Annotated in this window: 26 protein-coding genes; 9 read left to right on the plus strand and 17 right to left on the minus strand. The window is 73.1% G+C overall.

Going from position 1 to position 24,875, the window contains the following annotated elements; genetic code table 11:
* Positions 1-16: 16 nt before the first annotated feature.
* Positions 17-742: an SDR family NAD(P)-dependent oxidoreductase gene (locus tag OP18_RS08410; RefSeq protein ID WP_033358180.1), complete on the plus strand. Its 726-nt coding sequence runs from the start codon at positions 17-19 to the stop codon at positions 740-742.
* A 77-nt stretch (positions 743-819) separates the two neighbouring features.
* Complete coding sequence (locus OP18_RS08415) at positions 820-1,317, plus strand: MarR family winged helix-turn-helix transcriptional regulator (RefSeq protein ID WP_156089366.1); 498 nt, start codon at positions 820-822, stop codon at positions 1,315-1,317.
* 15 nt (positions 1,318-1,332) lie between these two features.
* Here the strand turns inward: OP18_RS08415 and tsaA are convergent, their stop codons facing one another.
* Positions 1,333-1,806 carry a tRNA (N6-threonylcarbamoyladenosine(37)-N6)-methyltransferase TrmO gene (tsaA, locus tag OP18_RS08420; protein WP_052386392.1) on the minus strand — a complete coding sequence of 158 codons (474 nt, stop codon included), beginning with the start codon at positions 1,804-1,806 and terminating at the stop codon, positions 1,333-1,335.
* A gap of 173 nt (positions 1,807-1,979) precedes the next feature.
* Here tsaA and OP18_RS08425 point away from each other — a divergent pair, with 173 nt between their 5' ends.
* Genes OP18_RS08425 through OP18_RS08440 form a run of 4 tightly spaced genes read left to right on the plus strand, consistent with a single transcriptional unit; the run spans position 1,980 to position 5,243 of the window.
* A complete protein-coding gene (locus OP18_RS08425; protein WP_081970537.1) occupies positions 1,980-3,020 on the plus strand; it encodes a ketoacyl-ACP synthase III family protein in 1,041 nt (346 codons plus the stop codon).
* Between the two features lie 56 nt (positions 3,021-3,076).
* Entirely contained in the window at positions 3,077-4,081 is a 1,005-nt protein-coding gene (locus OP18_RS08430) for an FAD-dependent oxidoreductase (RefSeq protein WP_033358181.1), read from the plus strand.
* 30 nt (positions 4,082-4,111) lie between these two features.
* Positions 4,112-5,005, plus strand: a complete 894-nt coding sequence (locus OP18_RS08435) for a class-II aminoacyl-tRNA synthetase family protein (RefSeq protein ID WP_211273472.1) — start codon at positions 4,112-4,114, stop codon at positions 5,003-5,005.
* Between the two features lie 4 nt (positions 5,006-5,009).
* Positions 5,010-5,243, plus strand: a complete 234-nt coding sequence (locus tag OP18_RS08440) for a hypothetical protein (RefSeq protein ID WP_033358279.1) — start codon at positions 5,010-5,012, stop codon at positions 5,241-5,243.
* A 56-nt stretch (positions 5,244-5,299) separates the two neighbouring features.
* On the opposite strand, the gene OP18_RS08445 is transcribed toward OP18_RS08440, so the two are convergent.
* From OP18_RS08445 to OP18_RS08485, 9 genes are all read right to left on the minus strand, one after another.
* On the minus strand, positions 5,300-6,265 hold the full coding sequence (locus tag OP18_RS08445; protein WP_033358182.1) for an FAD-dependent oxidoreductase: 966 nt from the start codon (positions 6,263-6,265) through the stop codon (positions 5,300-5,302).
* Positions 6,266-6,343: 78 nt separating this feature from the next.
* Positions 6,344-7,372 carry a ketoacyl-ACP synthase III family protein gene (locus tag OP18_RS08450; protein WP_033358183.1) on the minus strand — a complete coding sequence of 343 codons (1,029 nt, stop codon included), beginning with the start codon at positions 7,370-7,372 and terminating at the stop codon, positions 6,344-6,346.
* Positions 7,373-7,399: 27 nt separating this feature from the next.
* Complete coding sequence (locus OP18_RS08455) at positions 7,400-7,705, minus strand: muconolactone Delta-isomerase family protein (RefSeq protein WP_033358184.1); 306 nt, start codon at positions 7,703-7,705, stop codon at positions 7,400-7,402.
* A gap of 44 nt (positions 7,706-7,749) precedes the next feature.
* The gene (locus tag OP18_RS08460; RefSeq protein ID WP_081970539.1) at positions 7,750-8,973 is read right to left on the minus strand and encodes an MFS transporter; all 1,224 of its coding nucleotides are present in this window, start codon (positions 8,971-8,973) and stop codon (positions 7,750-7,752) included.
* Positions 8,974-9,502: 529 nt separating this feature from the next.
* A complete protein-coding gene (locus tag OP18_RS58580; protein ID WP_052386395.1) occupies positions 9,503-10,246 on the minus strand; it encodes an FmdE family protein in 744 nt (247 codons plus the stop codon).
* Complete coding sequence (locus OP18_RS58585; RefSeq protein WP_033358185.1) at positions 10,243-10,848, minus strand: MPN domain-containing protein; 606 nt, start codon at positions 10,846-10,848, stop codon at positions 10,243-10,245. The genes OP18_RS58580 and OP18_RS58585 overlap by 4 nt, the downstream gene beginning before the upstream one ends.
* On the minus strand, positions 10,848-12,251 hold the full coding sequence (locus OP18_RS08475) for a class-II fumarase/aspartase family protein (RefSeq protein ID WP_033358186.1): 1,404 nt from the start codon (positions 12,249-12,251) through the stop codon (positions 10,848-10,850). The genes OP18_RS58585 and OP18_RS08475 overlap by 1 nt, the downstream gene beginning before the upstream one ends.
* Positions 12,248-13,471: a Glu/Leu/Phe/Val dehydrogenase dimerization domain-containing protein gene (locus tag OP18_RS08480; RefSeq protein ID WP_245635305.1), complete on the minus strand. Its 1,224-nt coding sequence runs from the start codon at positions 13,469-13,471 to the stop codon at positions 12,248-12,250. The genes OP18_RS08475 and OP18_RS08480 overlap by 4 nt, the downstream gene beginning before the upstream one ends.
* A 399-nt stretch (positions 13,472-13,870) precedes the next feature.
* The gene (locus OP18_RS08485; protein WP_033358187.1) at positions 13,871-14,215 is read right to left on the minus strand and encodes a VOC family protein; all 345 of its coding nucleotides are present in this window, start codon (positions 14,213-14,215) and stop codon (positions 13,871-13,873) included.
* Between the two features lie 84 nt (positions 14,216-14,299).
* Here OP18_RS08485 and OP18_RS08490 point away from each other — a divergent pair, with 84 nt between their 5' ends.
* From OP18_RS08490 to OP18_RS08500, 3 genes are all read left to right on the plus strand, one after another.
* Entirely contained in the window at positions 14,300-15,166 is an 867-nt protein-coding gene (locus tag OP18_RS08490; protein WP_033358188.1) for a sigma-70 family RNA polymerase sigma factor, read from the plus strand.
* A gap of 247 nt (positions 15,167-15,413) precedes the next feature.
* Positions 15,414-15,788, plus strand: coding sequence for a VOC family protein (locus OP18_RS58590; RefSeq protein ID WP_033358189.1), 375 nt, complete (start codon positions 15,414-15,416; stop codon positions 15,786-15,788).
* Positions 15,789-16,097: 309 nt separating this feature from the next.
* Positions 16,098-16,541: a carboxymuconolactone decarboxylase family protein gene (locus OP18_RS08500; RefSeq protein ID WP_211273473.1), complete on the plus strand. Its 444-nt coding sequence runs from the start codon at positions 16,098-16,100 to the stop codon at positions 16,539-16,541.
* Between the two features lie 52 nt (positions 16,542-16,593).
* Here OP18_RS08500 and OP18_RS08505 read toward each other — a convergent pair whose 3' ends face one another.
* The 7 genes from OP18_RS08505 to OP18_RS08535 all read right to left on the minus strand — a co-directional run bounded on the left by OP18_RS08505 (position 16,594) and on the right by OP18_RS08535 (position 24,764).
* Positions 16,594-17,715, minus strand: coding sequence for a ScyD/ScyE family protein (locus tag OP18_RS08505; protein WP_033358191.1), 1,122 nt, complete (start codon positions 17,713-17,715; stop codon positions 16,594-16,596).
* A gap of 180 nt (positions 17,716-17,895) precedes the next feature.
* Positions 17,896-19,860: an FAD-dependent monooxygenase gene (locus OP18_RS08510; protein ID WP_063745453.1), complete on the minus strand. Its 1,965-nt coding sequence runs from the start codon at positions 19,858-19,860 to the stop codon at positions 17,896-17,898.
* 19 nt (positions 19,861-19,879) lie between these two features.
* Positions 19,880-20,242, minus strand: a complete 363-nt coding sequence (locus tag OP18_RS08515) for a 4Fe-4S dicluster-binding protein (protein ID WP_052386414.1) — start codon at positions 20,240-20,242, stop codon at positions 19,880-19,882.
* Positions 20,243-20,584: 342 nt separating this feature from the next.
* Entirely contained in the window at positions 20,585-21,199 is a 615-nt protein-coding gene (locus OP18_RS08520) for a response regulator transcription factor (protein WP_281179454.1), read from the minus strand.
* Positions 21,200-21,610: 411 nt separating this feature from the next.
* Positions 21,611-22,372: a gamma-glutamyl-gamma-aminobutyrate hydrolase family protein gene (locus OP18_RS08525; protein WP_052386396.1), complete on the minus strand. Its 762-nt coding sequence runs from the start codon at positions 22,370-22,372 to the stop codon at positions 21,611-21,613.
* A gap of 132 nt (positions 22,373-22,504) precedes the next feature.
* Complete coding sequence (locus OP18_RS08530; protein WP_033358192.1) at positions 22,505-23,200, minus strand: antibiotic biosynthesis monooxygenase family protein; 696 nt, start codon at positions 23,198-23,200, stop codon at positions 22,505-22,507.
* Positions 23,201-23,234: 34 nt separating this feature from the next.
* Complete coding sequence (locus OP18_RS08535) at positions 23,235-24,764, minus strand: FAD-dependent monooxygenase (RefSeq protein ID WP_052386397.1); 1,530 nt, start codon at positions 24,762-24,764, stop codon at positions 23,235-23,237.
* Positions 24,765-24,875 lie beyond the last annotated feature (111 nt).

A 24,875-nucleotide genomic window follows, 5' to 3' on the forward strand; every position in this document is an offset into this window, starting at 1 on the left:
AGAAGGAGGAGCTCAGATGAGTCGGACCATCGTTGTGACCGGTGGTGGCGTGGGCATCGGCCGCGCCGTCGCCGCCGCGTTCGCCGCCGACGGCGACCGGGTCTTCATCACCGGCCGGCGCGAGGGCGTGCTGAAGGAGACCGCGGCGCAGCTCGGCGCCAACGTCGAGCCCGTCGTGTGCGACGCCACCGACGTCGACCAGATCGAGGCCCTGCGCGAGCGGCTGCCCGAGGTGGTCGACGTCCTGGTGAACAACGTCGGCGGGACCGCGAACCTGCACCCGGACCTCAGCGGCGACCTGCGCGCCCTGGTCGAGCACTGGAAGGCCAACCTGGACTCCAACCTCATGGCCGCCGTGCTCACCACCACGGTGGTGGAGCCGCTGCTGCCGGAGGGCGGAGCGGTGATCCACATCGGGTCGTTCGCCACCGACCGCGGCCAGGGTTCCTACGGCGCGGCCAAGGCGGCCCTCGCCTCCTGGAACCTGCACCTCGCGCGGCGGCTCGGCCCGCGGGGCATCACCACCAACGTGGTGTCGCCCGGCTACATCGCCGAGACCGAGTTCTTCGGCGCGCACCTCACGCCGGAGTTCCACCAGGCGCGCACCGCCGAGACCCTGCTCGGACGGGCCGGCGTCCCCGAGGACGTCGCCGGCGTGGTGCACTTCCTGGCCACCCCCGGCGCCCGGCACATCACCGCGCAGGTGCTGCACGTCAACGGCGGGGCGCTCACCACCAGGTGACGGCGGCGCCCCGCATGCCGGTACGCCGGCGGCCGACATATGATCAGGTCAGGTGATAGTCGATAGTGGGGTCGAACGTGGCGAGGCCGAAGATCGCATCCAGTGCAGTGCCCGCCGACGCCGACGAGGTCGGCGCCGACGCCCCGCGTGCCCAGCAGCTGTCCTCCGCCGTGTCGATGTGGCAGGCGTTCCTGCTGCGCAAGGCGACCCAGAAGGTCACCGCGATGGCCGAGGCGGCCCTCGGGCCGCACGGCCTGACCATGCGGCACTTCGGGGTGCTCAGCGCGGTGGAGGCCGAGCCGGGGCTCAACCAGCGGGTCCTCGGTGAGGGGCTGCGCATCGACCGCTCCACCGTCGTGGCCCTCGCCGACGACCTCGAGCGGGCCGACCTGCTCGAGCGTCGCCGGGGCGTGGACCGCCGCACCTTCTCGCTGCACCTGACCGAGCACGGCACCGAGCGGCTGGCCTACTTCAAGCAGCTCGTGGCCGACGTGCACACCGAGTTTCTGGCGCCGCTGTCGCCGGCGGAGCAGGCCATGCTGCGCGATCTGCTGTTCAAGATCGCCTCGACCTGATCCGCCGGCCGCGGGTCACCTGCCGGCCAGCAGTGGCGGCGGGGTGTCCGAGCCCTGGGACCAGGGCTTGATGTCCAGCACCGGAGTGCCGTCGACGAGGTCGACCCCCTCGAAGCGGATCACGTTGCCGGTGACGTCCAGCAGCTTGACCAGGCTGAGCCCCAGCCGGTTGGGCCGGTTGGGCGTCCTGGTGGCGAACACGCCGCGGGTCTGTCCCGTGCCCTCCAGGCCGCGCGGGACCACGCGCATCTCGTAGGCCTCCTCGTCGGTCTGGGCGTGCAGCCAGGTCAGCAGCCACGCATACCGGTGGCGGGCCAGGCCGTCGAGCCCTTCGACGAACCGCTCGTCCAGCACGACCCGGCCGGGCTCGTCAGGATTCTCGGTGGCCTGCGGGGGAGTGACCTCCGGCCGGTCGTAACCGGTGCGCACGACACCGATCGGGTGCAGCCGCACGTCGGTGCGGTCGGGATCCACGAACTGCTGTGCCACGTCTGTCCTCTCCGGCCTGCGACGGCGGGCCTGCCAGGCAACGGTATCGGGCGGTGCCGGGCCGTTGACCCGGTATCACCACTGCCGCATACTCTAATACGTCAGTAACGCTGACGATTCATTGTACTGATTATTCACTCCAGCGCCGAATACTTGCCGCCAGGGGGTCGAACGTGAGATCCAGTCCACCGCTGAGCGAACCGCCCGCCATCGCCGCGATCGGCGCCTGGCTGCCGCCGGGGCGCGAGGACGCCGCCGGCGCCGTCGCGGCCGGCCGGCTCGACACCGAGACCGCCGAGCGGCTCGGCTACGACCGGCTCGCGGTCAGCGACGAGCACGCCGGCCCCGAGATGGCCGTGCTCGCCGCCGGCAAGGCGCTGGCCGAGGCGGGCTGGTCCGGCGCCGACCTCGACCTGGTCGTGCACTCCTGGATCTACCACCAGGGCCACGACTTCTGGTCCCCGCCGCACTACGTGGCGAGCCAGGTCGGCGCCCACGACGCGCTCGCCGTCGGCGTCCAGCAGACCTCCAACGGCTGCGTCGCGGCGCTCGAGGTCGCGCTGAGCCGGTTGGCCGCCGACCCGGGGGTGCGCCGCTGCCTGGTGACCACCGGCGACCGGTTCGCCGGGCCGGCGTTCGACCGGTGGTTCGGCGACATCGACGTGGCCTACGGCGACGCCGGCACGGCCCTGCTGCTGGACCGCTCCGGCGGCCCCTACCGGCTGCTGTCCGTCGCGTCGGTCTGCGTCCCGCGGTACGAGGTGCTCTACCGCGGCGACGACCCGTTCAGCCCGGCACCGCGCACCCCGCGCGACCGGGTCGACGCCCGGCGTACCAAGATGGTGTTCCGCGCCGGCGGTGGCTGGCTGCAGTTCGTCGGGACGCTGCGCAACGCCGTGCAACGGGCGGTCCGCGAGGCGCTCGCCGACGCCGACCTCACCCTCGACGACCCGCGCGTGCGCTACCTGTACATGCCGCGCATCGGCACCGGCGCCATCACCCAGTTCTACGGCCCGGCGGCCGCCGACATCGGCCTGCGGCACGCCGAGATCGTCGTGGCCGGCCGCGACACCGGCCACCTCGGCGCCGGCGACCCGGCCGCCAACCTCGCCGACCTGGACGCCGGGCAGCTGCTCGCCCCCGGCGAGGTCGCCCTGCTGCTCAGTGCCGGCAACGGCTACACCTGGTCGTGCGTCGCCGTGCGGCGCGACTGACCCACGACGTCCACATCAGACGGTCCATACAGGACATCGCGCGACACGGAGGAAGCATGGCACAGGGAATCGACGTCCTGGTGCTCGGTGCCGGCGTCGCCGGGCTCACCACCGCGGTCTGCCTCGCCGAGGCGGGCTGTCGGGTGCGGGTCCGCACCGGCGAGGCGCCGCGGGACACCACCTCGGCCGTCGCCGGCGCCATCATCGGCGGGCCGCTCTTCGCCGACCCGGTCGAGGCGGCCGCCAAGTGGCAGCCCCTGGACACCAACCTCGCCTGGCACCGCACCGGTCTCGCCGAGTTCGGGGCCCTCGCCGCCGTCCCCGGCACCGGCGTGCGCACCGCCCGGGGCAGGATGGTCAGCCGGCACGGTGCCGACGACCAGCCCTGGATGCACAGCCTGCCCGGGTACGCGCCGTGCACCGAGCAGGAGCACGCCGGCTTCCCGGTGGCGTTCCGGATGTCGGTGCCGCTGGTCGACATGCCGCGCTACCTCGGGTACCTGACGGACCGCCTGCTCGCGGCCGGCGGCGAGGTACTGGTCACGCCGGTCGGCTCGCTCGACGAGGCCGCGGCCGAGGCGCCCGTGGTCGTCAACTGCACCGGCGTCGGCGCGCGGACGCTCGCCGGGGACCCGGCGGTCTTCCCGGTGCGCGGCCAGCACGTCGTGGTGGAGAACCCGGGCCTGGAGGAGTTCTTCTTCGAGCGCAGCCCCGGCGCCACCTCCACCAGCTTCCTGCCGCACGGCGACCGGCTGCTGCTCGGCGGCACCGCCGACCGTGACGCGTGGAGCCGCACGCCGGACCCGGCGCAGACCGAGCAGATCGTGCGCCGCTGCGCCGAGGTCGAGCCGCGCATCGCCGGCGCGCGGATCCTCGGCGTGCACGCCGGGCTGCGGGCCACCAGGCCGCGGACCCGGCTCGAGGAGGAGCGCCGCGGCGACACCCGGGTCATCCACAACTACGGCCACGGCAGCGTCGCCGTCGCCATGTCGTGGGGCTGCGCCCGGGACGTCCAGCGGCTCGTCGAGCACGCCCCCGCCCGCCCCGCGGCGGTCTCATAGAGCGCCCGAACGGGCATGAAGGAGGAACTCGTGTCGGTCATCGACAGTGCACTGACCACGGCCGGCCCGGCGGTCGCGGCCGCCGGCACGGGAGGGCTCGGCCTGCCCGTGCTGTCCCCGCCGGAGACGGCGCTGCTGCGCAGGCTCGACGGGGTGTTCGAAGGCTGGGGGACGCAGGCCGGCGCCCAGTCGATGATCATGCCGCCGCTGCTGCCGGTCGCGTCGCTGGCCCGGCTGGACTTCTACGACAACTTCCCGCACCAGGCGGTGGTCGCCGCCGCCCTCGACCTGAGCAAGGGCCGGCCGGGGGCGGACGGCCCGCCGGCCGAGTTCGCCGGCGCCGCCCTGGAGCCAGCGCGGCTGGCCCTGCCGTCGGCCGCCTGCTTCGCGGTGTACCTGTCGATGGAGGGCGCCCGGCTGGCCCAGGACACCACCGTCACCGTGCTGGGCCGCTGCTTCCGCCGGGAGGAGCACTACGAGCAGCTGCGCCGGCTGCTGGGCTTCCACATGCGCGAGGTGGTGGCACTGGGCTCCCGCGAGTTCGTCACCGGGCACCTGGCCCGCTTCGAGGGCCACGTCGCGGCCTTCCTCACCGCGCTGGGCCTGCCGTTCACCAAGGAGGCGGCGACCGACCCGTTCTACGACCGGGGCGGCCAGCGGGCGCTGCTGCAGCGGCTCTCGCCGGTCAAGCACGAGTTCGTGGTCGACGGGCTCGCCATCGCCTCGCTCAACGTGCACCGCAACTTCTTCGGCGAGCGCTGCGACATCCGCCACGGCGACGCCGCCGAGCCGGTGTTCACCGGCTGCGCCGCGTTCGGCCTGGAGCGGTGGCTGTCGGTGCTGCACCGGCGGTTCGGCGACTGGGGCACCGCCCTGGCGGCCGTCGAGGCGGCGGCCGCCGGTGGCGCGGCCGGGGCGCGGTGACGCCGTGACCGACGCACTCGAGCACGTCACCGCCTGGCTGCTGGCCCGGCACCCCGACCTGAGCGGGATCGACCCGGACGACGACCTGATCGAGAGCCGGCTCATCGACTCGCTGGGGTTCCTGGAGTTCCTCGCCCTCATCGAGCGGCTCACCGGCCGCCCGGTCGACGTCGAGGCGACCGGCATCGACTGCTTCCGCTCACTGTCCAACCTGGACCGGGCGTTCTTCGCCGCCTGAGCACGGCACACAAGAGGCCCGCACCGTCCGGTGCGGGCCTCTTGTCGTCCGTTGCCTCAGCGGTGCACGGCCTGCGTGACCATCTGCTCGATCTCCCGCGCGCAGCCCCACGACATGCCGATACCGGCGCCGCCGTGGCCGTAGTTGTGGATGACCCGGGCGTCGCCGATCGTCTCCTCCTCCAGCCGGGCCTGCGGCCGAGCCGGGCGCAGGCCGACCTCGACGCTCAGCACGGGCGCGCCGGCGATGCGCGGCTCGATCGCGATGCAGCGGCTCAGGATCGCCTCCGTCTGCGCCGGATCCGGCTCCAGGCTCCAGTTCCCGGGGCCGATCGTGCCGCCCAGGACCAGGCGCTTGAGGTGCGGGATGAAGCTGGTGATCTCCGCGGCCTTGGTGCGCTCGTAGAAGAACTCGGTGAGGCCCGGGTTCTCCACCACCACGTGCTGGCCGCGGACCGGCTTGAGCTGCGGGTCGCCGGTGAGGCGCTGCGCGCCGACGCCCGTGCAGTTGACGACCAGCGGCGCCGTCGCGGCCGCCGCCTCCAGCGACTCGACCGTCCCCAGCCGGACCACGCCGCCGGCGATCTCCAGCCGGCCCGCCAGGTACTGCAGGTATCGCGGCATGTCCACGACGGGCGAGCTCATCCAGAACGCCATCGGGTAGCCGGCGCGCTCGGCCTCGTCGCACTCGGCGAAGTCCGGCATCTGGCGCGCCCACCCGGGGGTGGTGTCCTCGTCGCGGCTGACCGTGCGGCCGCGGGCGATGCGCACCCCGGTGCGCGGGTCCGCGGCGAGGTCCGTGAACTCCCGCAGCGTGGCGCGCAGCCACCGCGACTCGTCGTCCTGCGGGTCGTCGGTGACCGGTCCGGCGATCATCGCGCCGGCGACCGCGGACGTGGTGTCCTGCGGCGACTCGCCGGCCTGGACCCGGACCGGCACGCCGGCCTCGGCCAGGCACACGGCGGTGGTCAGCCCCATCACACCCGCGCCCACGACCAGTACGTCACCGTGCTGTGCCACCATGTTCCTCCTTGATCCGCGGTGGATGCCCGCGTAGTCCGACAGTGTTGCGACGCTCGGAAGATATCGCTGTTCGGCGATCTATTCTGCCCGCACGGCGATACACGACCAGGTGAATCCGCCGCCCACACTGAGCAGCAGGGCCACCTCACCCGGGGCGAGCCGCTGGCCCGCGTGCAGGTCGGCGAGGTTGGCCAGGGAGTCGCCGCCGCCGAGGTGGCCGGTGTCCCGGCCGAGGTTGAGCACCTCGGTGTGGCGCAGCCCGAGCTCGGCGACCGGCTCGTCGAAGGACTCGGCCAGCCCGCTCAGGCCGATGCGGGGCAGCGTCAGGTACCGCACCCGCGGGTCGTCGGCGGTCAGCCCCGCCTCGGCGAGCGCGGTGCGGACCACGCGCTTGACCGCCTGCCGCAGCCGGGCCTCGAAGGCGGGCCCGGCGCCGGTGGACATGAAGGCGCGCTTGGTGCCCCGCACGTCCACCCGGTCGGCGTGCTCGCGGGCGGCCGGGCTGAACAGGTCGTCGCCGCGGTGCATGGCCTCGTACCGGGTGGCGCCGTCGGACACGATCGACAGCAGCCGGTACGGCCCCTCCTCACGGTCCAGCACGAGCGCGGTGCCGGCGTCGCCGTACGCGGTGTCGTAGTCGCCGCACCACCGGTCGAAGCCGGGCTCGGCGAACCGGTCCGCGGTCGTCACCAGGCACCGGCGCAGCGACGGGTCCGCGACGAGCCGCGACGCCGCGACCTCGAGGGCCGCGGCGCCGCCGTTGCACATCTGCTGGACGCCGACGGCGAGGGCGTCGTGGGCGCCGACCTGGCTCGCCACGTAGTGCGGCGGGGACCAGAAGTCGTGGCCCTGGTGGTAGGTCCAGGAGTGCACGACGAGGCCCAGGTCGGCGCCGGACCAGCCGGCCTCGGCGAGGGCCTTGCCGGCGGCCAGGACCGCCATCTCCGGCGCGGCGTGCTCGGCGCTCACCGCGAGGTGCCGGTAGCCGAGCCGCTCGGCGGTCTCGGCGTCGAGCCGGCCCTCCGCGACGGCTCGGGCGGCGTCGTCGCGCTGCGGCGGCAGCCAGGCGCTGATCGCCGCGATCGCCGGCGGCGGGGAGAATCGCATCGTCGCCCTCCTCGGGTGTGGTGGCTGTTATGCCGACGCGTCCTGCTGGTAGGCGGTCGGGTTGTAGCTGCCGGGCTCGATCAGCGGGTACACCTCGAACTGCAGGTGCGGGCCGACCGGGCTGTCGTAGAGCACGGACATGAGCTCCTCGTGCGAGCCGACCTCGTAGACGTTGAGCCCGGCGGAGGCCCCGACGAGGATCCACCGGTGCTTGAGCACGCCCTTGTCGAGCAGGTCCTTGGTGTACGCGAAGCCGTCGCTGAGCCGGACCTGGAACTCGTCGGCGGTGATACCGACCGGTGCCTTCCTGGCGATCACGGCGAACAGGGCCATGGTTCCTCCTCGGATGAGTTCGTCAGTACTGCGGTTTATCAGTGTTACTGACTGTCTAGTGCGACCGCTTCCGTGTCAAGGGTCGCGGGGCCGTCCGTCGCGGTGGACCGGGCGAACCGGGCCCGGGCCAGCGCGCCCACCACGGTCACCGGCAGGGTCACCGCGGCGGCGATCGCGAACAGCGTGCCGAAGTCGCCGGCGTTGGCCAGCCCGGTGACCGCCGCGGTGCCGACCGCGGCGCCGGTGAACACGGCGCACGCGACCAGCGACGCCACCGTGCCGAGGGTGCCGGGGGCGGCCACCTCGACGCCCCACGTCTGGATCGTGGACTGGCCCAGCGACAGCGCCATGCCGGCCAGGACACTCGCGGCGAGGATGCCGCCGAGGCTCTGGCTGTACGCGGCGACGGCGAAGCCGGCGAACAGCAGGGTGCCGCCGATGGCGAACATCGCGGCCTGGCTGACCCGGGTCTCGATGAGTCCGACCAGCGCGCCGCCGGCCAGCGCGGCCAGCCCGTAGGAGCCGGTGACCACGCCGGCGACCACCACGCTGCGCCCGTCGGCCTGCAGGGCGGCGTTGAAGAAGTTGAAGAAGCCCAGCATCGCCGCGCCCTCGACGAACGTGAACACCAGCAGGAACCGGAACCACCCGCCGCGCGACACGGCCCCGATGCGCCGCAGCGCGCCGGGCCCGCCGGCGGCCACCGTGACGGTCTCCGGCAGCCGGCCGTAGAGCAGGGCGAGGACCGGGGCGGCCAGGCCGACGAGCAACACCGCGGGCCGCCAGCTGACCAGGTCGGTGAGCAGGCCGGCGAGGATGGTGGCCAGGCCGCCGCCGACGGCGCCGCTGGCCAGCAGCCCCGCCATCGCGCGCTGGCGCTGCTGGGGCGCGACCCGGTCGCCGATGTAGGCGAGCGTCAGCGGGATCATCGCCGCGCCGAACGCGCCCGCCACCGCCCGGCCCGCGATCACGACCGCCACGTTCGGCGCGGCGGCGGCGATCAGGTTGCCGGCGCCGAGGCCGAGCAGCGCGATGCGCATGACCTTGACCCGCCCGACGGTGTCGGAGAGGCTGCCGTGCACCGGTTGCATCGCGCCGAACAGCAGCAGGTACGCGGTGAGCGCGAACGTGACGGTGCCGAGCCCCACGCCGAAGTCCTCGGCGATCGGCAGCAGCAGCGGGTTGATCACGACCAGGTCGAAGTCGATGAGGAAGAAGCCGGCGAACAGCACGGCCAGGCCGGTGCTTCCGGCGCTAGATTTGGGCATCGGGATCCTTATCCGGCAGGGCTGGGATGCCGCCCGCTCACGACGGGGCGCCGACGACCGTGAGATCTGTCGGCACACTGATTGTCCGGAGCGCCAACGTTACGATCAGTATGGTCTGGGCGATACGCACCGTCAAGGACGGCGGGTGCGGCCCGTCGAGGCCGCACCCGCCGTCGGGAGGCCCGGCGCTCAGGGCGCCGGGCGAGGTCTGCAGCGGACCCCGCGTCCCGTCCCGCCGGTACGGCGGGCATCCCGCGCGGGTGGGACGGCGTCGGGGTGGGACGGTGCCGCGCACCACGCCGCCGGACGCGGGTGTGGGTCCAGGGGCCGGTCAGTGGTCATGGGCGCGGCCGGGGCGGTGGCGGCCGGCCGCCGGAGGTCGCCGGCGCCGCGGGTCCGGCAGCCGACCGGCGTGAACCGGCGCGGCCGCGGGACCCGCGGCCGGTGCCCCCACGTGGTGTCGGGGCGGCGGCCAGGGGAGCGGCGACATCGAGGATCCTGATCGCGCCCACCGCCGGGGCGCCCGCGCTCAGTGGTGGTGCGGGTGCGGGTGGGCGCCGGCGTGCGCATGTCCGTTGTCCTGCGGCGACTGCGGGTGGGCGTGCGCGTGGGCGTGCGCCCGCGGGTGGGCGTGGTCGTGCCCGTGGTGGCCGTGGTCCGGCGGCAGGACACCGCCGTGCGCGGCGAGGTGGCACGCGGGGCAGACCATCCGCCCCCGGTGGTTGTGCAGCGTCGCGACACTCGTCTGGTCGCCGCAGTCCTCGCACGCCTCGGTCGGCCGGACCGCCTTCACCGTCGGCACGTCACCGGTGATCTCCTCGACCAGCAGCAGCTCCTCGACGGGTGCGGCGAGGATCCGCGCGGTGCGCGCCTGCTGCGCCACGGTGAACGCCGCCCGCTCCTGCGGGCTGGCCACCCCGGCCTCGATCTTCTCCGCGAGGGCCCAGGTCGCCTCGTCGCGGTAGGCGTCGCCGCCCGGCCGGGCCGAGACCCGGATGCCGACGGCGTCGCCGCGCCGCCAGAACGTGAACACGTTCTTGCCGTTGTCCTGGTGGACCAGGTTGCGCTTGCCGTACGTACAGCCGGTCAGCACCTGCACGGCGTCGATCGCGCACGCGTCGGTCTCGCTGATCGCCACCACCTCGTTGCCGGTGTCGTGCCGGCCGAACCGCGCCAGCGCGACCTCGGCGATGCGGGCACCGACGCTCGCGCCGGGGCATTCGTGTCCGTGGAACCGGACGATCTCCGGATACCGGTCGTTGAGTGTGGTCACAGTGCTGCGCTCCTCAGTTCGGGTAGGAGGCGAACGTTCGCCTCGCGTCGGTTGTCGCCTTCGTAGAAGGCCCGCAGGGTCGGCTGGTGCAGGTCGACCGCCGAGACGATGAAGACCCACTGGCCGGTGCCGTCGGCCAGGACGCGGTCCAGTGCGGTGCAGGTGTCCCGCCGCGGGTCGTGCGGCCAGGGCACCCGGTGGGTGTGGTAGTTGCCGAACATCGTCCAGTCGTGCTCGTCGCACAGCCGGGAGAAGGCGAGCAGCTCCTGTGGGTGCGCGATCCAGCCCCGCTGCTCGTTCGGCGTCTGCGACGGGATCGCGTGGGCGTCGACGATCTCGTCCATGTCGGCGGCGTGCTGGCCGTCGTGGCGCAGGTTCAGCAGCAGCGGCGCGACGGCCGTCACCTCGAACGCGGCGCCCCGGGGCCGGCCGGCCAGCATGCCGAACGCCTTGCGCTCGGCGGTCTCGCCCGTGACGTAGTAGCTGGTGAGCTTGCGCACCACGTGGCTCATCACCGTCGCGTACAACGAGCGGGGCATGAGGATCTCGGTGAGCAGGTCCAGTCCCTGTGCCGTGCCGCTCGGCTGGGTCGCGAGCGACATCAGTCAGCACCCGCCCCGGGCTGGCCGAGCCACTCCTGCGCCCGGGCCACCACCTGCCGGGTCAGCGCGGCGGACTGGCCGAGGTACGCGCCCGGGTCGAAGATCCGCTCCAGCTCGGCGTCGTCGAGCAGCTCGCCGGCCTCGTGCGTGCGGACCAGCTGGCGCAGCGGCACACCGTCCTGCCGGGACGCCTGGCTCAGCTCGTACACGTGCTCGTGCGCGGTCTGCTTGCCGACGTGCCGGCCCAGCGCCAGCATCAGCCCCTCCGTGGCCAGCTGCTCGGACACGGCGTCGGCGTTGGCGCGCATCCGGTCGGCGTGCACGACCAGGCCGTCCAGGACCGACCGGACGATCTCCGCGGCGGCGAGCGTGTAGTGCGACACGTCCGGCACGCAGACCCACTCGGTGCGCAGCGACCGCGAGTCGCGCTCGTTGTCCCCGGCCATCGCGAACATCGCGGTCGGCATCAGCCCCGCGGTGAGCCGGGCCATGACGACGGCCTGCTCGCACGCCTCCGGGTTGCGCTTGTGCGGCATCGTGCTGCTGCCGACCTTGCCGTGCTGCCAGCCCTCCTCGACCTCGCCGAACTCGGGCCGCGACAGCAGGCGCAGCTCGTCGGCGATGCGGCCCATGGTGCCGGCGACCATGGCGAGCGTCGCGGCGTACTCGGCGATGCGGTCCCGCGCGACGTGCCAGCCGACCAGGGGCGCGCTGAGGCCGAGCCGGTCGGCGAAGCCCTGCAGCAGCGGCAGCGCCTGGTCGCCGAAGCCGGCCATGGTGCCGACCCCGCCGAACAGCTGCGCCGCCTGGACCCGCGGCCGCATCTGCGCGATGCGCTGCGTGTGGCGCAGGATCTCGTCGATCCAGCTGGCGATCTTCACGCCGAAGGAGATCGGCAGCGCCGGCTGGGCGTGGGTGCGCCCGAGGGCGACGGTGACGTCGTGCTCCTGCGCCAGCTGCACGAGCCGGGTCAGCGTGCCGCGCAGCACCGTGTCGAGCTCGTCGAGCACGTCGCGCATCTCCAGCGACTGCCCGGTGTCCTGGATGTCCTGCGTCGTCGCGCCGTGGTGGATGTACTCACCGGCGTCGCCGGCCGCGGCCTGCAGGACCCGCAGCAGCCCGACGAGGGAGTGCCCGGTCCGGCGGATCTCCAGCCGGACCGCGTCGAGGTCCAGCAGCTCGACCTGGGCGGTGGCGGCGATCTGCTTCGCCGCGTCGACCGGGATGATGCCCAGGTCGGCCTGCGTCAGGGCGAGCGCGGCCTCGATGTCCAGCCAGCGTTGGAACCGGCATCGGTCACAGAAGATGCGTTTGGTGGCGGTCGTGCTGTACCGGTGGCCGTAGAACGCCGAGTCGACGATGTGGCTGCGCTCGTGCCGGCACGGATCGGTGGTGACGCTCATCGGGCTTCTCCTGTCTGTTCGGCGGTGCGACGGTGCGCGGCGGCGGCGACGCGGTTGCCCCGCGGCGGGCGGCGCGCGGTGAGGTACGGGCTGTGCCCGTAGGGCCGGTGGTCCGGTGACACCCGGGCCGCGGCCGCGATGTTCGCCGCCACCCGGCCGGTCGGCAGGCCTGTGCGGCGGGCGTGCTCGACGATGTCGGACACCAGCTCGGTGACGAGGTTGCCGACGAGGTCCAGGACCTCGGCCGGGGACGGGGTGACCGCCGGGCCGAACAGCGCCTCCATCGAGGCGGACCCGCCGACGCCGCCGATGAAGTCCGGGATGACCAGCACGCCCCGCTCGTGCAGGATCTGCTCCGCCGCCGCGCTCAGGCCGCAGTTGGCGCCGACCACGACGACGGGCACGGGCAGCGCCGCGGCCTGCTGGCCGGTCATCGCGTCCGCGCCGGCGGCCAGCACCAGCACGTCCACGGGCAGGTCGAACAGCGCCTGTGCGGGCTTGCCGCGGGCGGTCGCGAGCAGGGCGGGCACCGGCAGCGACTGATCGGTCGCCAGCATCCGCCGCACGTCCAGGCCGCCGGGCTGCACGGCGCAGCCGTGCTCGTCGGCGACCGCGCTCACCGTCGCGCCCGCCTCGGCGAGCGACTCGGCCGCGGCCCGGCCGAGGTTGCCGAAGCCCTGCAGGCCGACGCGCAGGCCGCGGGCCGGCCGGCCGTCCGCGCGGGCCGCGGCGAGCGCGGCGTGGGCGAGCGCGTGCCCGGCCCGGCGCTGCCCGACGGTGCGGGTCCGGACCGGGGCGTCCAGGATGGCCATGCGCCGCTGGAACTCCTCGTCGGTCAGCTCCTGCGCCGTGCGCACCGCGTACTTCACCGACGGGATGCCCACCTCGGCCGCGAGCCGTTCGAGCCGCTCGAAGCGGGTCCCCATGTCGCAGCCCATGCTGTACCGCAGCCGCAGCTCGTGCCCCAGCCAGGCCAGGAAGCGGCGCAGCACCGCGTCGGCGTCGGCGGCGCGCGGGTCGTGGTCGATGCCGCACTTCGCGCCGTCGACGTTCGTGCCGAGAACCCGCTGCTTGAGGGTCATCCGCGCGGCCAGGGACCGCAGCGTGTCGACGGTGAGGCCGGGCTGCATACGGCAGCCGCCGGCGGCCAGCCGGCAGTCGGCCCGGTCGTACACGAGAAACCCGGAGCATCCGTTGATCGGGTCGGTGTAGTGCAGCACGTTGCTCAAGGGATCCTCCGAATCGGAGAACAATGCGCGAAACGCATCGCAGAATGTGAATCTGATGACAGCGCGAAGCCACGTCGAGGCGCAGTTCAGCCGACGTGAGCGAGGTGGTGGGGAGGTGGAAGGGCTGCCCGTCCAGGACGAACCATACGCACGAGGCGTTCGTTTGTCGTCAATTCGTGGACGTGTATCGGCGGCAATGTCCGCGCACCCGCGGAGGCGCTCGACGCGGGGCGGTGTTCAACGGTGGAGTCTCCACGGTTGAACGCGGAGGGCGGCGCGGCGGCCGAGAGGGGCGCCGGGGGATCCGGCGCCGGACATGGTGCGGCCGGACGGCCGTGGTGCCTGGCCGTCCGGCCGCAGGTGTGGACCCGGCGGGGGCTGTCCCGGTGACTACGCCGGCTGCAGCAGGCCGATGACGTTGCCGTCGGCGTCGGTGAGCGTGGCGATGAGCTTGCCGCCGCCGACGTCCTTGACGTCCTCGGTGACCGTCGCGCCGGCCGCCTTGAGGGCGTCGACGCGCCCGTGGATGTCGCTGACGTGCCAGTAGCTGACCGGGCCGGTCATGCCCTTGTTGTGGCCGTTGGGGTCCAGGCCCAGGTCCTGGCCCTTGGCGTCGAACTGCACGTAGTAGGGCTGGTCCATGATCGGGTCCGCCTCGAGCAGCGCGGAGAACACCGCTTTCGCCTTTTCGAGGTCCCGGACCGGGTAGATCACGGTCTTGATGCCTTCGGACATGCCGTCGCTCCTTGCGTACGTGTCACATGTGCAGTGACAGATCGGTCAACAGATACGACAGGTCGAGATGGGAGAATGTGACCGATGAATCACGACGAATGGTTGGCGGAGCACTTCGAGAGCCACCGGCCGCAGCTGCTGTCAGCCGCCCGCCGCCTGCTCGGATCGGGCAGCGACGCCGACGACGCCATCCAGGACGCGTGGATCCGCATCAGTCGCGCCGACACCAGTGGTGTGGAGAATCCGGCCGGATGGATGACCACGGTCGTGGCACGCGTCTGCTTCGACATGCTCCGGGCGCGTCGGTCGTGGCAGTACGTGCCGGGCGGCGACCCGGAGCCGGTCGCGGACCCCAACGAGGCCGACCCGGAGCAGCGGGCCGTCGAGGCCGACCTGGTCGGCGTGGCGCTGCTGGTGGTGCTGGAGACCCTCACCCCGCCGGAGCGCCTCGCGTTCGTCCTGCACGACGTGTTCGGGCTGCCGTTCAACGAGGTCGCCCCGATCGTCGGGCGGTCACCGGCCGCGACGCGGCAGCTGGCCAGCCGGGCCCGGCGGCGGGTGCGCGGGGCCGAGCACGAGGCGCCGGCCGACCCGATGCGGCGCGCCGCGGTGGTGCAGGCCTTCCTGGCCGCGTCCCGCGCCGGGGACTTCCAGGCGCTGCTGGACCTGCTCGACCCGATGGCCGAGGCGCGCAGCGACGCCGCCGCCGTCAGCATGGGCTCGCTGGACCGGGTGCACGGCGCGGACGCCGTCGCCGAGTTCTTCTCCGGCCGGGCCAGGGCCGCCAAGGCCGCCCTCATCGACGGCCACGCCGGCGCCGTGTGGTCCTATGGCGACACGCTCAAGGTCGCCTTCCTGTTCACCGTCGACGACGACCGGATCGTCGACATCGAGCTGGTGGCGGACCCGGCCCGGCTGTCCGCGTTCGACGTGGAGCTGGTCGAGGCCTGATCGGGCCGTGATCGAGGTCCGGCCGGGCACCGGTCGGGCCGGCGCCGGGCGTACCGGCGCGAAAAACCGTCGTGACCTGCACCGACAGCCGATCCGTGCGGCCCGTGCGGCCCGGGCGCGGCACCGTGCCCAGCGCCGGGAGCCGCCGCCCGCCCCGGTCCCGTCACATCAGGCCCCTCCCATCAGTCAATACAGGAGGAGCAGCGAAATTCGGGCGGAGCGCCCAACGGTGCGAAGGAGAACGACGATGAAGATGAGCAGCATCTCGGGCGTGGTCTGCTACGTCAAAGATCTTGATGAGACGGCGGCCTTCTACGAGAAGCTCGGCTTCCGGCTCAAGCGCGAGGCGAACCAGCTCACGGCATACGTGAACTGGTTCTGGATCATCTTCCGCGAGGAGGACGCGGAGCAGCGGCCCGGCGGCGACAGCGAGGCCTACCGCGCCAACCGCGGCTCCGGCACCTACCTCTACATCAAGGTCGAGGACATCCAGGAGTTCTACGAGGGGGTCCAGGCGCTGGGCCTGAAGCCCACCACCGAGCCGACGAAGAAGTCCGGCATGCTGGAGTTCGAGCTGCCCGACCCGGACGGTTACAACCTCGTATTCTTCTGGAAGAAGTAGCCGCCCGTGCCGTGTGGACGCCGCCGGTTCGCCGCGACGACAGTCGTGGCCGGCGGCGTCTGGCGTACCTGGCGTCCTTCTCCGGGCCACACCGCCGGCGACGTCGTCCCGGTCCGCGATCCGCCGTGGTGCCCAGTGGCCGCCCGGACGCCCGTGCCGCACACACGGGCCCGGGCCGGTGCGGGGCACCGCACCGACCCCGCACCGGCACGGCCGCGGCGCGGCCCGGGTGCCCGGCGTGGATCGCGGCGGGCGCCCCCGCCGGCCCGCCAACGCAGGACATGGAGGCGACGGTTCATGAATCCCCGTATGAAGCATCCGGCCGCCCTGGTGCCGGGTGCGCTCGACGCGCTGTACGCCCTGGGCGTCGCGACCCGCAACTGCGGCCTGCCCCCGCGGCTGATCGGGCTCGTCCAGCTGCGCGCGAGCCAGATCAACGGCTGCGTCGTGACCATGGACAGTCATCCGAAGCTGCTGCAGGCCGGCGGCGAGATGCAGGAGCGGCTCGACGCGGTGGCCGGCTGGCGCTCGACGGGGCTCTTCACCCCGGCCGAGCGGTCCGCGCTGGCGCTGACCGAGGCGGTCACCAGGCTCGCCGACACCGACGACCCGGTGCCCGACGAGATCTGGGCCGAGGCGACCCGCCACTACGACCAGGTCAACCTCGCCGGCCTGCTGCTGGCCATCTCCACCATCACGCTGTGGAACCAGCTGAACGTGGCGACCCGGCAGGTCGCCGGCGTCTGGGACTGAAACCGGCGGTGCCCCCGGCCGGCAGGCCGGGGGCACCGCGGTGGCGGGTCCGTCAGATCCGGAAGCGCCAGACCTGGCCGCTGCTGTCGACGCCGGGCAGACCCAGGCCGGTCTCCGGCGCGGTGGAGTACGCCGCGACGTAGAGCGTGTCACCGCTGATCGCCAGGCCCGCCGGGAACGGCACGCTGAGGTCGGTGCGGGTCCCGTCGCGGCCGATCTTCGTGACCTTGCCGGCGAAGAGCTGGCTGGCGTAGAGGTTGCCGTGCCGGTCGATCGCGACGCCGGTGACGCCGGTCAGGTCCCCCCACGTCTGCAGGACCTGCCCGGTGCGGCCGTCGAGCTTGAAGACCCGGCCGCTGTTCGGGCTGAAGTTGCCCAGGGCGCTGACGTAGATCGCGCCGCCGCGGTCCACGGTCAGGCCGGTCGGCACCGGGTCGCAGCCGGTGGTGCCGTTGTCGTTGGGCTTGCCCGCGCACAGCCCGTCCTGGATGTTCGGCAGCACCGCGAACGTGCTCAGCCGGCCGTCGCGCCACTGCAGCACGTCATTGGCGGCGGCGTCGGCGATGAGCATGCGGCCCGGCAGCTCCAGCAGCGCGTACGGGTTCGACTCCGGCAGCTGGCCGTCGGGGTCCCGGGCGTACTCGTAGGCGGCGATGTCGGCCACGATCCGCGGCTTGCCCAGCAGCCGCGACTGCAGCAGGGTGCCGTAGGTCGTCTTGTCGATCGAGTCCGGCACCGCGATGTGCGGCTCGTCGACGACCGCGACCTGGATGTCCAGCAGGTTGCCGGCCACGGCCTGCGAGCCGGTGGCCGAGGCGCCCTTGGGGTTGGCGCCCGACAGCAGGCCCGTCAGGACCCGGATCGGCGTGCCGTCCTGCTGCGCCCACGGGAACGGCACCCAGCTGACCGAGCCGGTGTAGCCGATGCAGGTCTCGTTGGTGGTCTCCCCGCCGGGCGAGGAGACGCACTGGGTGCCGCCGCGGCCGGCCTCGGCGACGAGCAGGCCGCCGACGTCGGTGACGGAGATCTGCCGCGGGTTGTTCAGTCCGTGCACCACGACCGTCGGGCCGGCCGGGGTGGTCTCGGCGGCGGCCGCGGGGCCGGCCGGCAGCAGTGCGGCGGTGAGGGCGGTGACGCCCAGGCCGGCGAGGGTGAGCTTGGTGCGTCGTTGCATGTCGTCTCCAAAGGCGTGTCGGGACGGTCCCGGCGATGCCCGCCGGGACCGGATGTGCTCGAAGGGTGGGCCGGCGGGTGACGGCGGCGGTCGGTGCGGTGGTCCGGTGCGGTGGTCAGGTGCGGTGGTCAGGTGCGGTGGGTCGGTGCGGTGGGTCGGTGCGGTGGGTCGGGTGGCGGCTCAGCGCAGGGCGGGTTCGCGGGACAGGTTCAGCCGCCACGACACGCCGAAGCGGTCGGTCACCCAGGCGAAGCGGGCGCTGAAGCCGTACGTGCCGGGCGCCATGAGGACCTCGCCGCCCTCGGCCAGGGCGGTGAACATCCGGTCGATCTCCTGCTCGCTGTGGCACTGCACGTACATCGCCATGGCCGGGTTGAACGCGAGCGCCTCCCAGTTGGCGTGGTCGTTGCCGCGGGCGCCGGCCGGCGGCATGTTGATGCACATGACCTGCTGGCCGCCGAGGGAGAACAGCGCGTGCTGCAGGGTGCCCTCGACCCAGCCCGGCTCGCCCTCGCGGGCCCGGATCACCTTGATCACGTGGGAGTCCTCGAACACCGACAGGTACAGGTTCATGGCCTCCTCGGCGTCGCGCCGGAACGCCAGGAAGGTGGTGATCTTCTGCGGCGGTACGGCAACGGCGGCCGGCTGCGCGGGCGCGGGCGCGGCGGGCACCTCGACGGCCTCGGCGGCCTCGGCGGCGGGCGCGCCGAACCAGCGGCCCAGCGCCGCCTGGACCGGCTGCGTGCTGCGCGAGGTCCACACCACGTGCCCGTCCGGGCGCAGCAGGACCGCGGCGGGCAGCTCGGCACCCGTGGCGCCCCAGCGGCCGGTGACGATGTCGACCCGGTCGCCCCAGCCGGCCGCGGCGGTCGCCGGCGACCCGTCGTCGCCGGTGACGACGAGGACGCCGCGGCCGCGGCGCAGCAGCTCGAACACCCGGGTCGGCCGGCCGTCGGCGGTGACCAGGGGGTTGTCGGCCAGGCGCAGGCCGGCCAGGGGATCGTCGTCACCGACCTCGTAGCGCACGTCCAGGCCGGAGACCATGCCGGCGAGCAGCCGCGCCGGCTCGGGCAGCGCGACGACCTCGCCGAGCACCTGGCGCAGCGGGTCCATCTCGGTGGCGGCCAGGTAGAGCAGGCCCTGGGCGCGGGTGTTGCGCAGCAGCCGCTGCCCGACCGGGTGCCGCTCGGTGTGGTAGGTGTCCAGCAGCTCCGGCGGCGCCCAGCCGGCGACCGTGGCGGCCAGCTTCCAGCCCAGGTTCACCGCGTCCTGGACGCCGACGCTGAGGCCCTGGGCGCCGGCGGGCAGGTGGATGTGCGCGCTGTCGCCGACGAGCAGCACCCGGCCCTTGCGGTACTGCTCCGCCTGGCGGGCCGAGTCGGTGAAGGAGCTGATCCAGCGGGCCCGGCCGTGGTGGATCGACTCGCCGGTCAGCTTCAGCCAGGTGTCGGCGAGCTCCTCGAACGTCGGGGTGGGGCCGTCCGGCGGCGGCGCGATGTCCTCGTGGATGGTGATGCGGTCGACGCCGTCGTCGAGCCGGGCGGCCATGACCATGCCGTTGGTGACCCGCTCGCCGATGTACCGGGGGCGCACGTCGGCGCCGATGATGTCGGCCAGGTACATGCCCCGGGTCGGCGCGGTGCCGGGGAAGTCGATGCCGGCGAGGCGCCGGATGAGGCTCCTGCCGCCGTCGCAGCCGACCAGGTACAGGCTGCGGTGCTGGAACCGGCCGAGCGGGCCGTCGACGGTCACCGTGACGCCCTCGTCGTCCTCGGTGTAGCCCAGGACCGTGTAGCCCCGGCGGATGCGGGCACCGAGCTCGTTCGCCCGCTCCTCCAGGCCGCGCTCGACGCGGTACTGCGGCACCGCACGCACGCCGAAGTGGTTCTCGGTGAGCTTGGTGAAGTCGATGCGGACGCCACCGAAGTGGCCCTGCTCGCCCGGCTCGATCTTGCCGAAGCGGGTCAGCACGCCCCGCGCGTCGAAGACCTCGGCGGCGCGGGCGGTGAAGCCGATGCCGCGCGACTCGATGGCCGGCGCGGGCCGCTGCTCGAAGATGACCACGTCGATGCCGTGCAGCCGCAGCTCCGCGCCGAGCATGAGTCCGACCGGGCCGGCGCCCGCGATGACAATGGCACTGTCCATTGTGTACTCCTGTCGTTGGTCAGGGAACTCGGGGGGTCGGCGCGGGCGCGGCGCCGGCGCGGTCGGTCAGCTCGACCAGCGACCACACGTCGTCGGTGGACGGCCGCCAGTCCTCGTCGACGTAGATGCAGTCGACCGGGCAGACCACGACGCACGCCGGGCATCCCGAGCACAGCTCCGGGACGATGACGACGTCGAGGCCGCGGTCGAAGATGGCACCGAACTCCGGTGGGCAGTGCCGCAGGCAGGTGTCGCAGGTGATGCACTCGGTCGTCTCGATCCGGCGGGGCGGTTTCCGCCAGGAGGCGAGGCGTGACTGCTGGGCGATGCGCTCGGATCTCGGCGCCTGGTTCCTGGGTGGGATCTCGCTCGGCCAGGGCATGTTCACTCCCGCTCTCACAGCCGGGCCGGCTGTGGCGTCGTGGTGGCGCCGATGAGTCTGGCAGCGTCCCGAGCATGCGGGAAAGCGTTCAAAGAGCGGCCGTCGAACGCTCAGAAGTCCATTGTGGACACAAAAAAGTCGGCCGCCGTCACGGTTTTGGCCGGACGGCGGCGCGAGAGGTGAGAGGGGCCGTGCCGGGCGGCGGGACAGCCTCGACGCCGGGAGCTGCCACGCGTCGGGGCGTGGCGGGCCGCGGCGGAGGGGTGCCGTCGCCAGGACGGGATCCGCTTCGACTGCAGCGGTGCGTGCGTGGATCTGGTGCCGGACGGGACCGTGCCCGGGTCAGGGAATCCAGCCCTGTGAGTGGGCGATACGAGCCGCGTCCACCCGGTTGCGGGCGTTGAGCTTGATGACGATGGTGGTGAGGTAGTTGCGCACGGTGCCGACGGACAGGCGCAGCTTCTCGGCGATCTCGTCGGCGCCGGCGCCGTCCGCGATCTGGCGCAGCACCTGGGTCTCTCGTGCCGAAAGCGGGTTCTCGCCCACCTCGTAGGCGGAGATGGCCAGATGGGGGTCCATGACCCGCACGCCGGCGGCCACTTCACGGATGGCCTCGGCGAGTCGGGTCGACGGTGCGGCCTTGAGTAGGAAACCCGACACCGCCACCGTGAGCGCTCTCCGCACGGTGGCCGGACGGTCGTCGGTGGTGAGGATGAGGGTTTTGCACGAGGGCAGTTCCTGGCGCAGCCGCGCCGCGGCCGTTAGGCCGTCCAGGCCGGGCAGGTCGATGTCAATGATGGCGACGTCGGGCCGGCAGATCCTGGCTCTCGGAAGAATGTAATCACCGCGGTCGACTTCGGCGACCACGCACAGATCGGATTCTTGTTCGATCAACGCCACGAATGCTCCGCGTACCATGTGGAGATCCCCGGCGACGAGGACCCTCACGATGTCCACGGGACGATCCAGGGGGTCGCGGTCCGGTCGTCGAGCGCCGGCCGTAACCGGCTGGGAGACACCGTACGCGGCCGCGCGACTGGCGCGGTCCCCGGTCGATGGAAGCCCCCACGCGATCGACGGCGATACGTACCCAATCCCTCCATCATTGACCCCTCCATTGAAGATTGGCAATGAATCCGCCCATGTAGGGCGTCTTATCTGGTTTCGCGGCAACCGCTTCGCGGGGCCCGTGCCATGAGGAAAGTACCGACCGGTTCGGGACGTCGAACGTGACGAATACTAGTTGATGCCTGTCACTATGGCGAGCACCTGCAATGTGTCCGGCCGGGTAATTGAGTAGTCCGCCGGCCGCCGCGGGACCGCCCGAATCCGTCCGGACCCGGACCGGTCACGTGCAATTCACGTCGGTCAAAAACGCCCATTAAGCCTGCATACATCGACAAATGCACTGAACAGCTCTTTACTGGCACCGCCGCGCTCCGCGTGCCACTGCACGCCCACGGCGAAGTCCTGGCCGGCCACCTCGATGGCCTCGATGACACCGTCCGCGGCCCACGCCGACGGCTCGATGCCGAAGCCGACCTTGTCGATGCCCTGGTGGTGGTGGCACGGCACAGTGAGCTCGTCGACGCCGAGCAGCTGGCCGAGCCGGCTGGACGGGTCCAGGACGATCGGCTCGTCGCCGTAGCCGTTGCCGGCCGGCAGGTGCCGGTCGTGCCCGACCAGCTCGGGCAGGTGCTGGTGCAGGGTGCCGCCGCGCAGCACGTTGAGCAGCTGGGCGCCCCGGCAGATGCCCAGCACCGGCGTGCCGGCGTTCAGCGCGGCCTCCAGCAGCGCCAGCTCCGCCAGGTCCCGGTCGGGGTTGATGCCGCGGGAGCTGGGGTGCCGGTCGGCCGCGTAGAGCGCCGGGTCGACGTCCGGGCCGGGCAGCAGGAGCAGCCCGTCGAGGCGCCGTACCACCGACTCGATCCCCGGCAGCGGCGGCAGCAGGACCGGCCGCCCGCCGGCCGCGGCCACGCCGTCGACGAACTGGCTGGCGGCGAACGTGGCGGTGATGTCGAAGACCGCGACGTGGATCGGCCCGCTGTGCGCGCTGATGCCGATCACCGGGGCGGACCCGGCGGTGCGCGCCGGTGCCGGGCCGGTGCCCGGCTGGTTCAGGACAACCATGGGGAATCCTCTCGGAGGCGACCGCCCGGCGGTGCCGGTCGGGGGAGGGCAGGGTCCCGCCCCGCCACCGCGCCCGGCCGGGTGGCCGGACGGGATGGCGGGGCGGGTGCGGTGCGCCGGACGCGATCCGGCTCAGGCGGCGGCGGACCGGGTGTGGATGACCCGGTAGCCGTTCCAGTCGCTCGCCGTGACCAGCTTCGCCAGGGTGGCGTGGCTGTCGCGGCGGCGCGGGGACTGGTGCTCGGGGTCGGTCCCGCGGAACGTCAGGTACGCCGCGCGGCTGGCCCACTGCGAGTAGCTCAGCACGAACGAGCCGTCCATACCCTGCGCCCGGTCGCCCTGCAGCGCCGTCTGCGAGCGGAAGCCGGGCGTCTCGACGAGCCAGTCCTGCGCCTCGGCGAGGACCGCGACGACCTCGTCGCGGTGCTCGGGGGCGACCCGCATGACCTCGATGACCGTGTAGTCGTCGCGGTCGGGCGAGATCTCCGTGACGGCACCCTGCTCCGGGTGGCGCAGGGTGAAGGCGACCTCGGTCTGCAGCAGCCGGATCGCGGTGGTCATCTCACCGAACAGCGGCAGGGTGCGGTGCTTGAACTCGTCGCCGGCGTACCGGGCGGCGAGGTCGACACCGCTGCGCCACTGGATGAAGTTCGCCGTGCCGGGCTTCTCGATACCGGCGTGCACGGTGCTGGAGATCCACCCCGGGAACGCGGCGGTGTCGACGATCTCGCGCATCGCGCCGATGAGGCGCTCCTGCTTCTCCTCGGTGTCGGTGCTGAACAGGTTGACGACGGTGAGGTAGCCGTTGTCGGGGTCGATCACGGGCATGACAGCTCCTGTCTCGCTACGGGTGACGGATGGTTCAGGCAGTGGTGAGGGCGGAGGCGAGGGCGGCGGTGAGGGCGAGCGTCCGGGCGGCGCCGAACCAGCGGCCCAGGCCGGCCTTGAGCGACTCGGCGCCGGCGTTGTGCGCGCCGACCCAGCAGACGTAGCCGTCGGGGCGCACCAGGACGGCCGGCAGGCCGGCCAGGCCGCCGTCGGCGTCGGGGTCGGCCGCGGCGGTGACCACGTCGACCCGGTCGGCCCAGCCCGCGGCGGCGTCGCGCAGCCACACGCTGTCGGCGAGGTCGAGCAGGACCGCGCGGCCGCCGTGCAGGTGCTCGTACGTCGTGCTCGAGGTCCCCGCCCGGTCGTGCAGCGGCACGTTCGGCAGCCGGCGGCCCAGCAGCGGGTGCTCGCCGGTGCCGACGTCGTGGCGGATGTCCAGGCCGGTGACCATGCCGGCGAGCGCGCGCTGCGCCTGCTCGCTGGTCATCAGCTCGGCGAACACCTCCCGCAGCGGGTCCATCTGCGGTCCGGACAGGTAGAGGGTGCGCTGCGCCAGGGTGTTGGCGATGACCCGCGCCGCGACGGGCCGCCGCTCGGTCTCGTACGTGTCGAGCAGGTCCGCCGGCGCGTGGCCGTGCACCGCGGCGGCCAGCTTCCAGCCGAGGTTCACCGCGTCCTGGATGCCCGCGCTCATGCCCTGCCCGCCGATCGGCAGGTGGATGTGCGCCGCGTCGCCGGCCAGGAACACCCGGCCCTTGCGGTACTGCGCGGCGAGCCGGCTCGCGTCGGTGAACCAGCTGACCCACGCCGGCCGGCCGCCGTGGATGTCCTCGCCGGTGAGGCGCTGCCAGGCGTCGGCGACGTCGGTGAAGGTCGGCGCCTCGGCGCTGTGGCGCAGGCCCGCGCTGTGCTCGTACACCACGACCCGCTGCAGCTGCGGGCCCAGCGGCAGCACCATCACCATGCCGCCGGGGACCCGCTCGCCGGAGAAGCGGGGACGCAGCCCGAGGCCGGCGACGTCGGCGAGCCACATCTCCAGGGTCGCCTCGTTGCCGGGGAAGTCGATGCCGGTCAGGCGCCGCACCGTGCTGCGGGCGCCGTCGCAGCCCACGACGTACCGGGCGCGGAACTGCACCGGCCGCTCCGGGGTGTCGGCGGTGACGGTCACGCCGTCCTCGTCCTGCTCGACGGCGACCACGGTGTGCTGGCGGCGCAGGTCCGCGCCCAGGCCGGTGGCGTGCCCGGCGAGGATGGTCTCGGTGCGCGACTGCGGGATGCCGCGGGCGCCGTACGAGCCGCCGGGCAGGACCCGGAAGTCCAGCGGCAGCCCGCCGAAGTGACCGACCGGGATCGTGTCCACCCCGCCGAAGCGGGGCAGCAGGCCGCGCTGGTCGAACTCCTCGATGGTCCGGGCGGAGAAGCCCAGTGCGCGCGACTGGCGGGTCGGCTCCGCGTGCTGTTCCAGGACGGTCACCGCGACGTTCGCCAGCCGCAGCTCCGCGGCCAGCATGAGACCGCTCGGCCCGCCGCCGACAATGACGACCTCCGATTCCGTTGCTTTCATCCCCTGCTCTCCCATCGTTGAGTGGCCACAAATGTAGCGACCGGAAAGTGGTGCACAACGGCGGTCGGCGCTGCAGTTGAACGGGCTGTACGGGCGCCTCGGCCGACGGCG

This window comes from Dactylosporangium aurantiacum, from assembly GCF_000716715.1.
Classification (GTDB): Bacteria; Actinomycetota; Actinomycetes; order Mycobacteriales; family Micromonosporaceae; genus Dactylosporangium; species Dactylosporangium aurantiacum.

Bases quoted from the DNA above. Each gene is read 5' to 3' on its own strand.
- OP18_RS08410 (WP_033358180.1), top strand. From the start codon at position 17: ATGAGTCGGACCATCGTTGTGACCGGTGGTGGCGTGGGCATCGGCCGC.
- OP18_RS08430 (WP_033358181.1), top strand. From the start codon at position 3,077: ATGGCACAGGGAATCGACGTCCTGGTGCTCGGTGCCGGCGTCGCCGGG.
- OP18_RS08445 (WP_033358182.1), bottom strand. From the start codon at position 6,265: ATGGTGGCACAGCACGGTGACGTACTGGTCGTGGGCGCGGGTGTGATG.
- OP18_RS08450 (WP_033358183.1), bottom strand. From the start codon at position 7,372: ATGCGATTCTCCCCGCCGCCGGCGATCGCGGCGATCAGCGCCTGGCTG.
- OP18_RS08455 (WP_033358184.1), bottom strand. From the start codon at position 7,705: ATGGCCCTGTTCGCCGTGATCGCCAGGAAGGCACCGGTCGGTATCACC.
- OP18_RS08460 (WP_081970539.1), bottom strand. From the start codon at position 8,973: ATGCCCAAATCTAGCGCCGGAAGCACCGGCCTGGCCGTGCTGTTCGCC.
- OP18_RS58585 (WP_033358185.1), bottom strand. From the start codon at position 10,848: ATGTCGCTCGCGACCCAGCCGAGCGGCACGGCACAGGGACTGGACCTG.
- OP18_RS08475 (WP_033358186.1), bottom strand. From the start codon at position 12,251: ATGAGCGTCACCACCGATCCGTGCCGGCACGAGCGCAGCCACATCGTC.
- OP18_RS08485 (WP_033358187.1), bottom strand. From the start codon at position 14,215: ATGTCCGAAGGCATCAAGACCGTGATCTACCCGGTCCGGGACCTCGAA.
- OP18_RS08490 (WP_033358188.1), top strand. From the start codon at position 14,300: ATGAATCACGACGAATGGTTGGCGGAGCACTTCGAGAGCCACCGGCCG.
- OP18_RS58590 (WP_033358189.1), top strand. From the start codon at position 15,414: ATGAAGATGAGCAGCATCTCGGGCGTGGTCTGCTACGTCAAAGATCTT.
- OP18_RS08500 (WP_211273473.1), top strand. From the start codon at position 16,098: ATGAAGCATCCGGCCGCCCTGGTGCCGGGTGCGCTCGACGCGCTGTAC.
- OP18_RS08505 (WP_033358191.1), bottom strand. From the start codon at position 17,715: ATGCAACGACGCACCAAGCTCACCCTCGCCGGCCTGGGCGTCACCGCC.
- OP18_RS08510 (WP_063745453.1), bottom strand. From the start codon at position 19,860: ATGGACAGTGCCATTGTCATCGCGGGCGCCGGCCCGGTCGGACTCATG.
- OP18_RS08515 (WP_052386414.1), bottom strand. From the start codon at position 20,242: ATGCCCTGGCCGAGCGAGATCCCACCCAGGAACCAGGCGCCGAGATCC.
- OP18_RS08525 (WP_052386396.1), bottom strand. From the start codon at position 22,372: ATGGTTGTCCTGAACCAGCCGGGCACCGGCCCGGCACCGGCGCGCACC.
- OP18_RS08530 (WP_033358192.1), bottom strand. From the start codon at position 23,200: ATGCCCGTGATCGACCCCGACAACGGCTACCTCACCGTCGTCAACCTG.
- OP18_RS08535 (WP_052386397.1), bottom strand. From the start codon at position 24,764: ATGAAAGCAACGGAATCGGAGGTCGTCATTGTCGGCGGCGGGCCGAGC.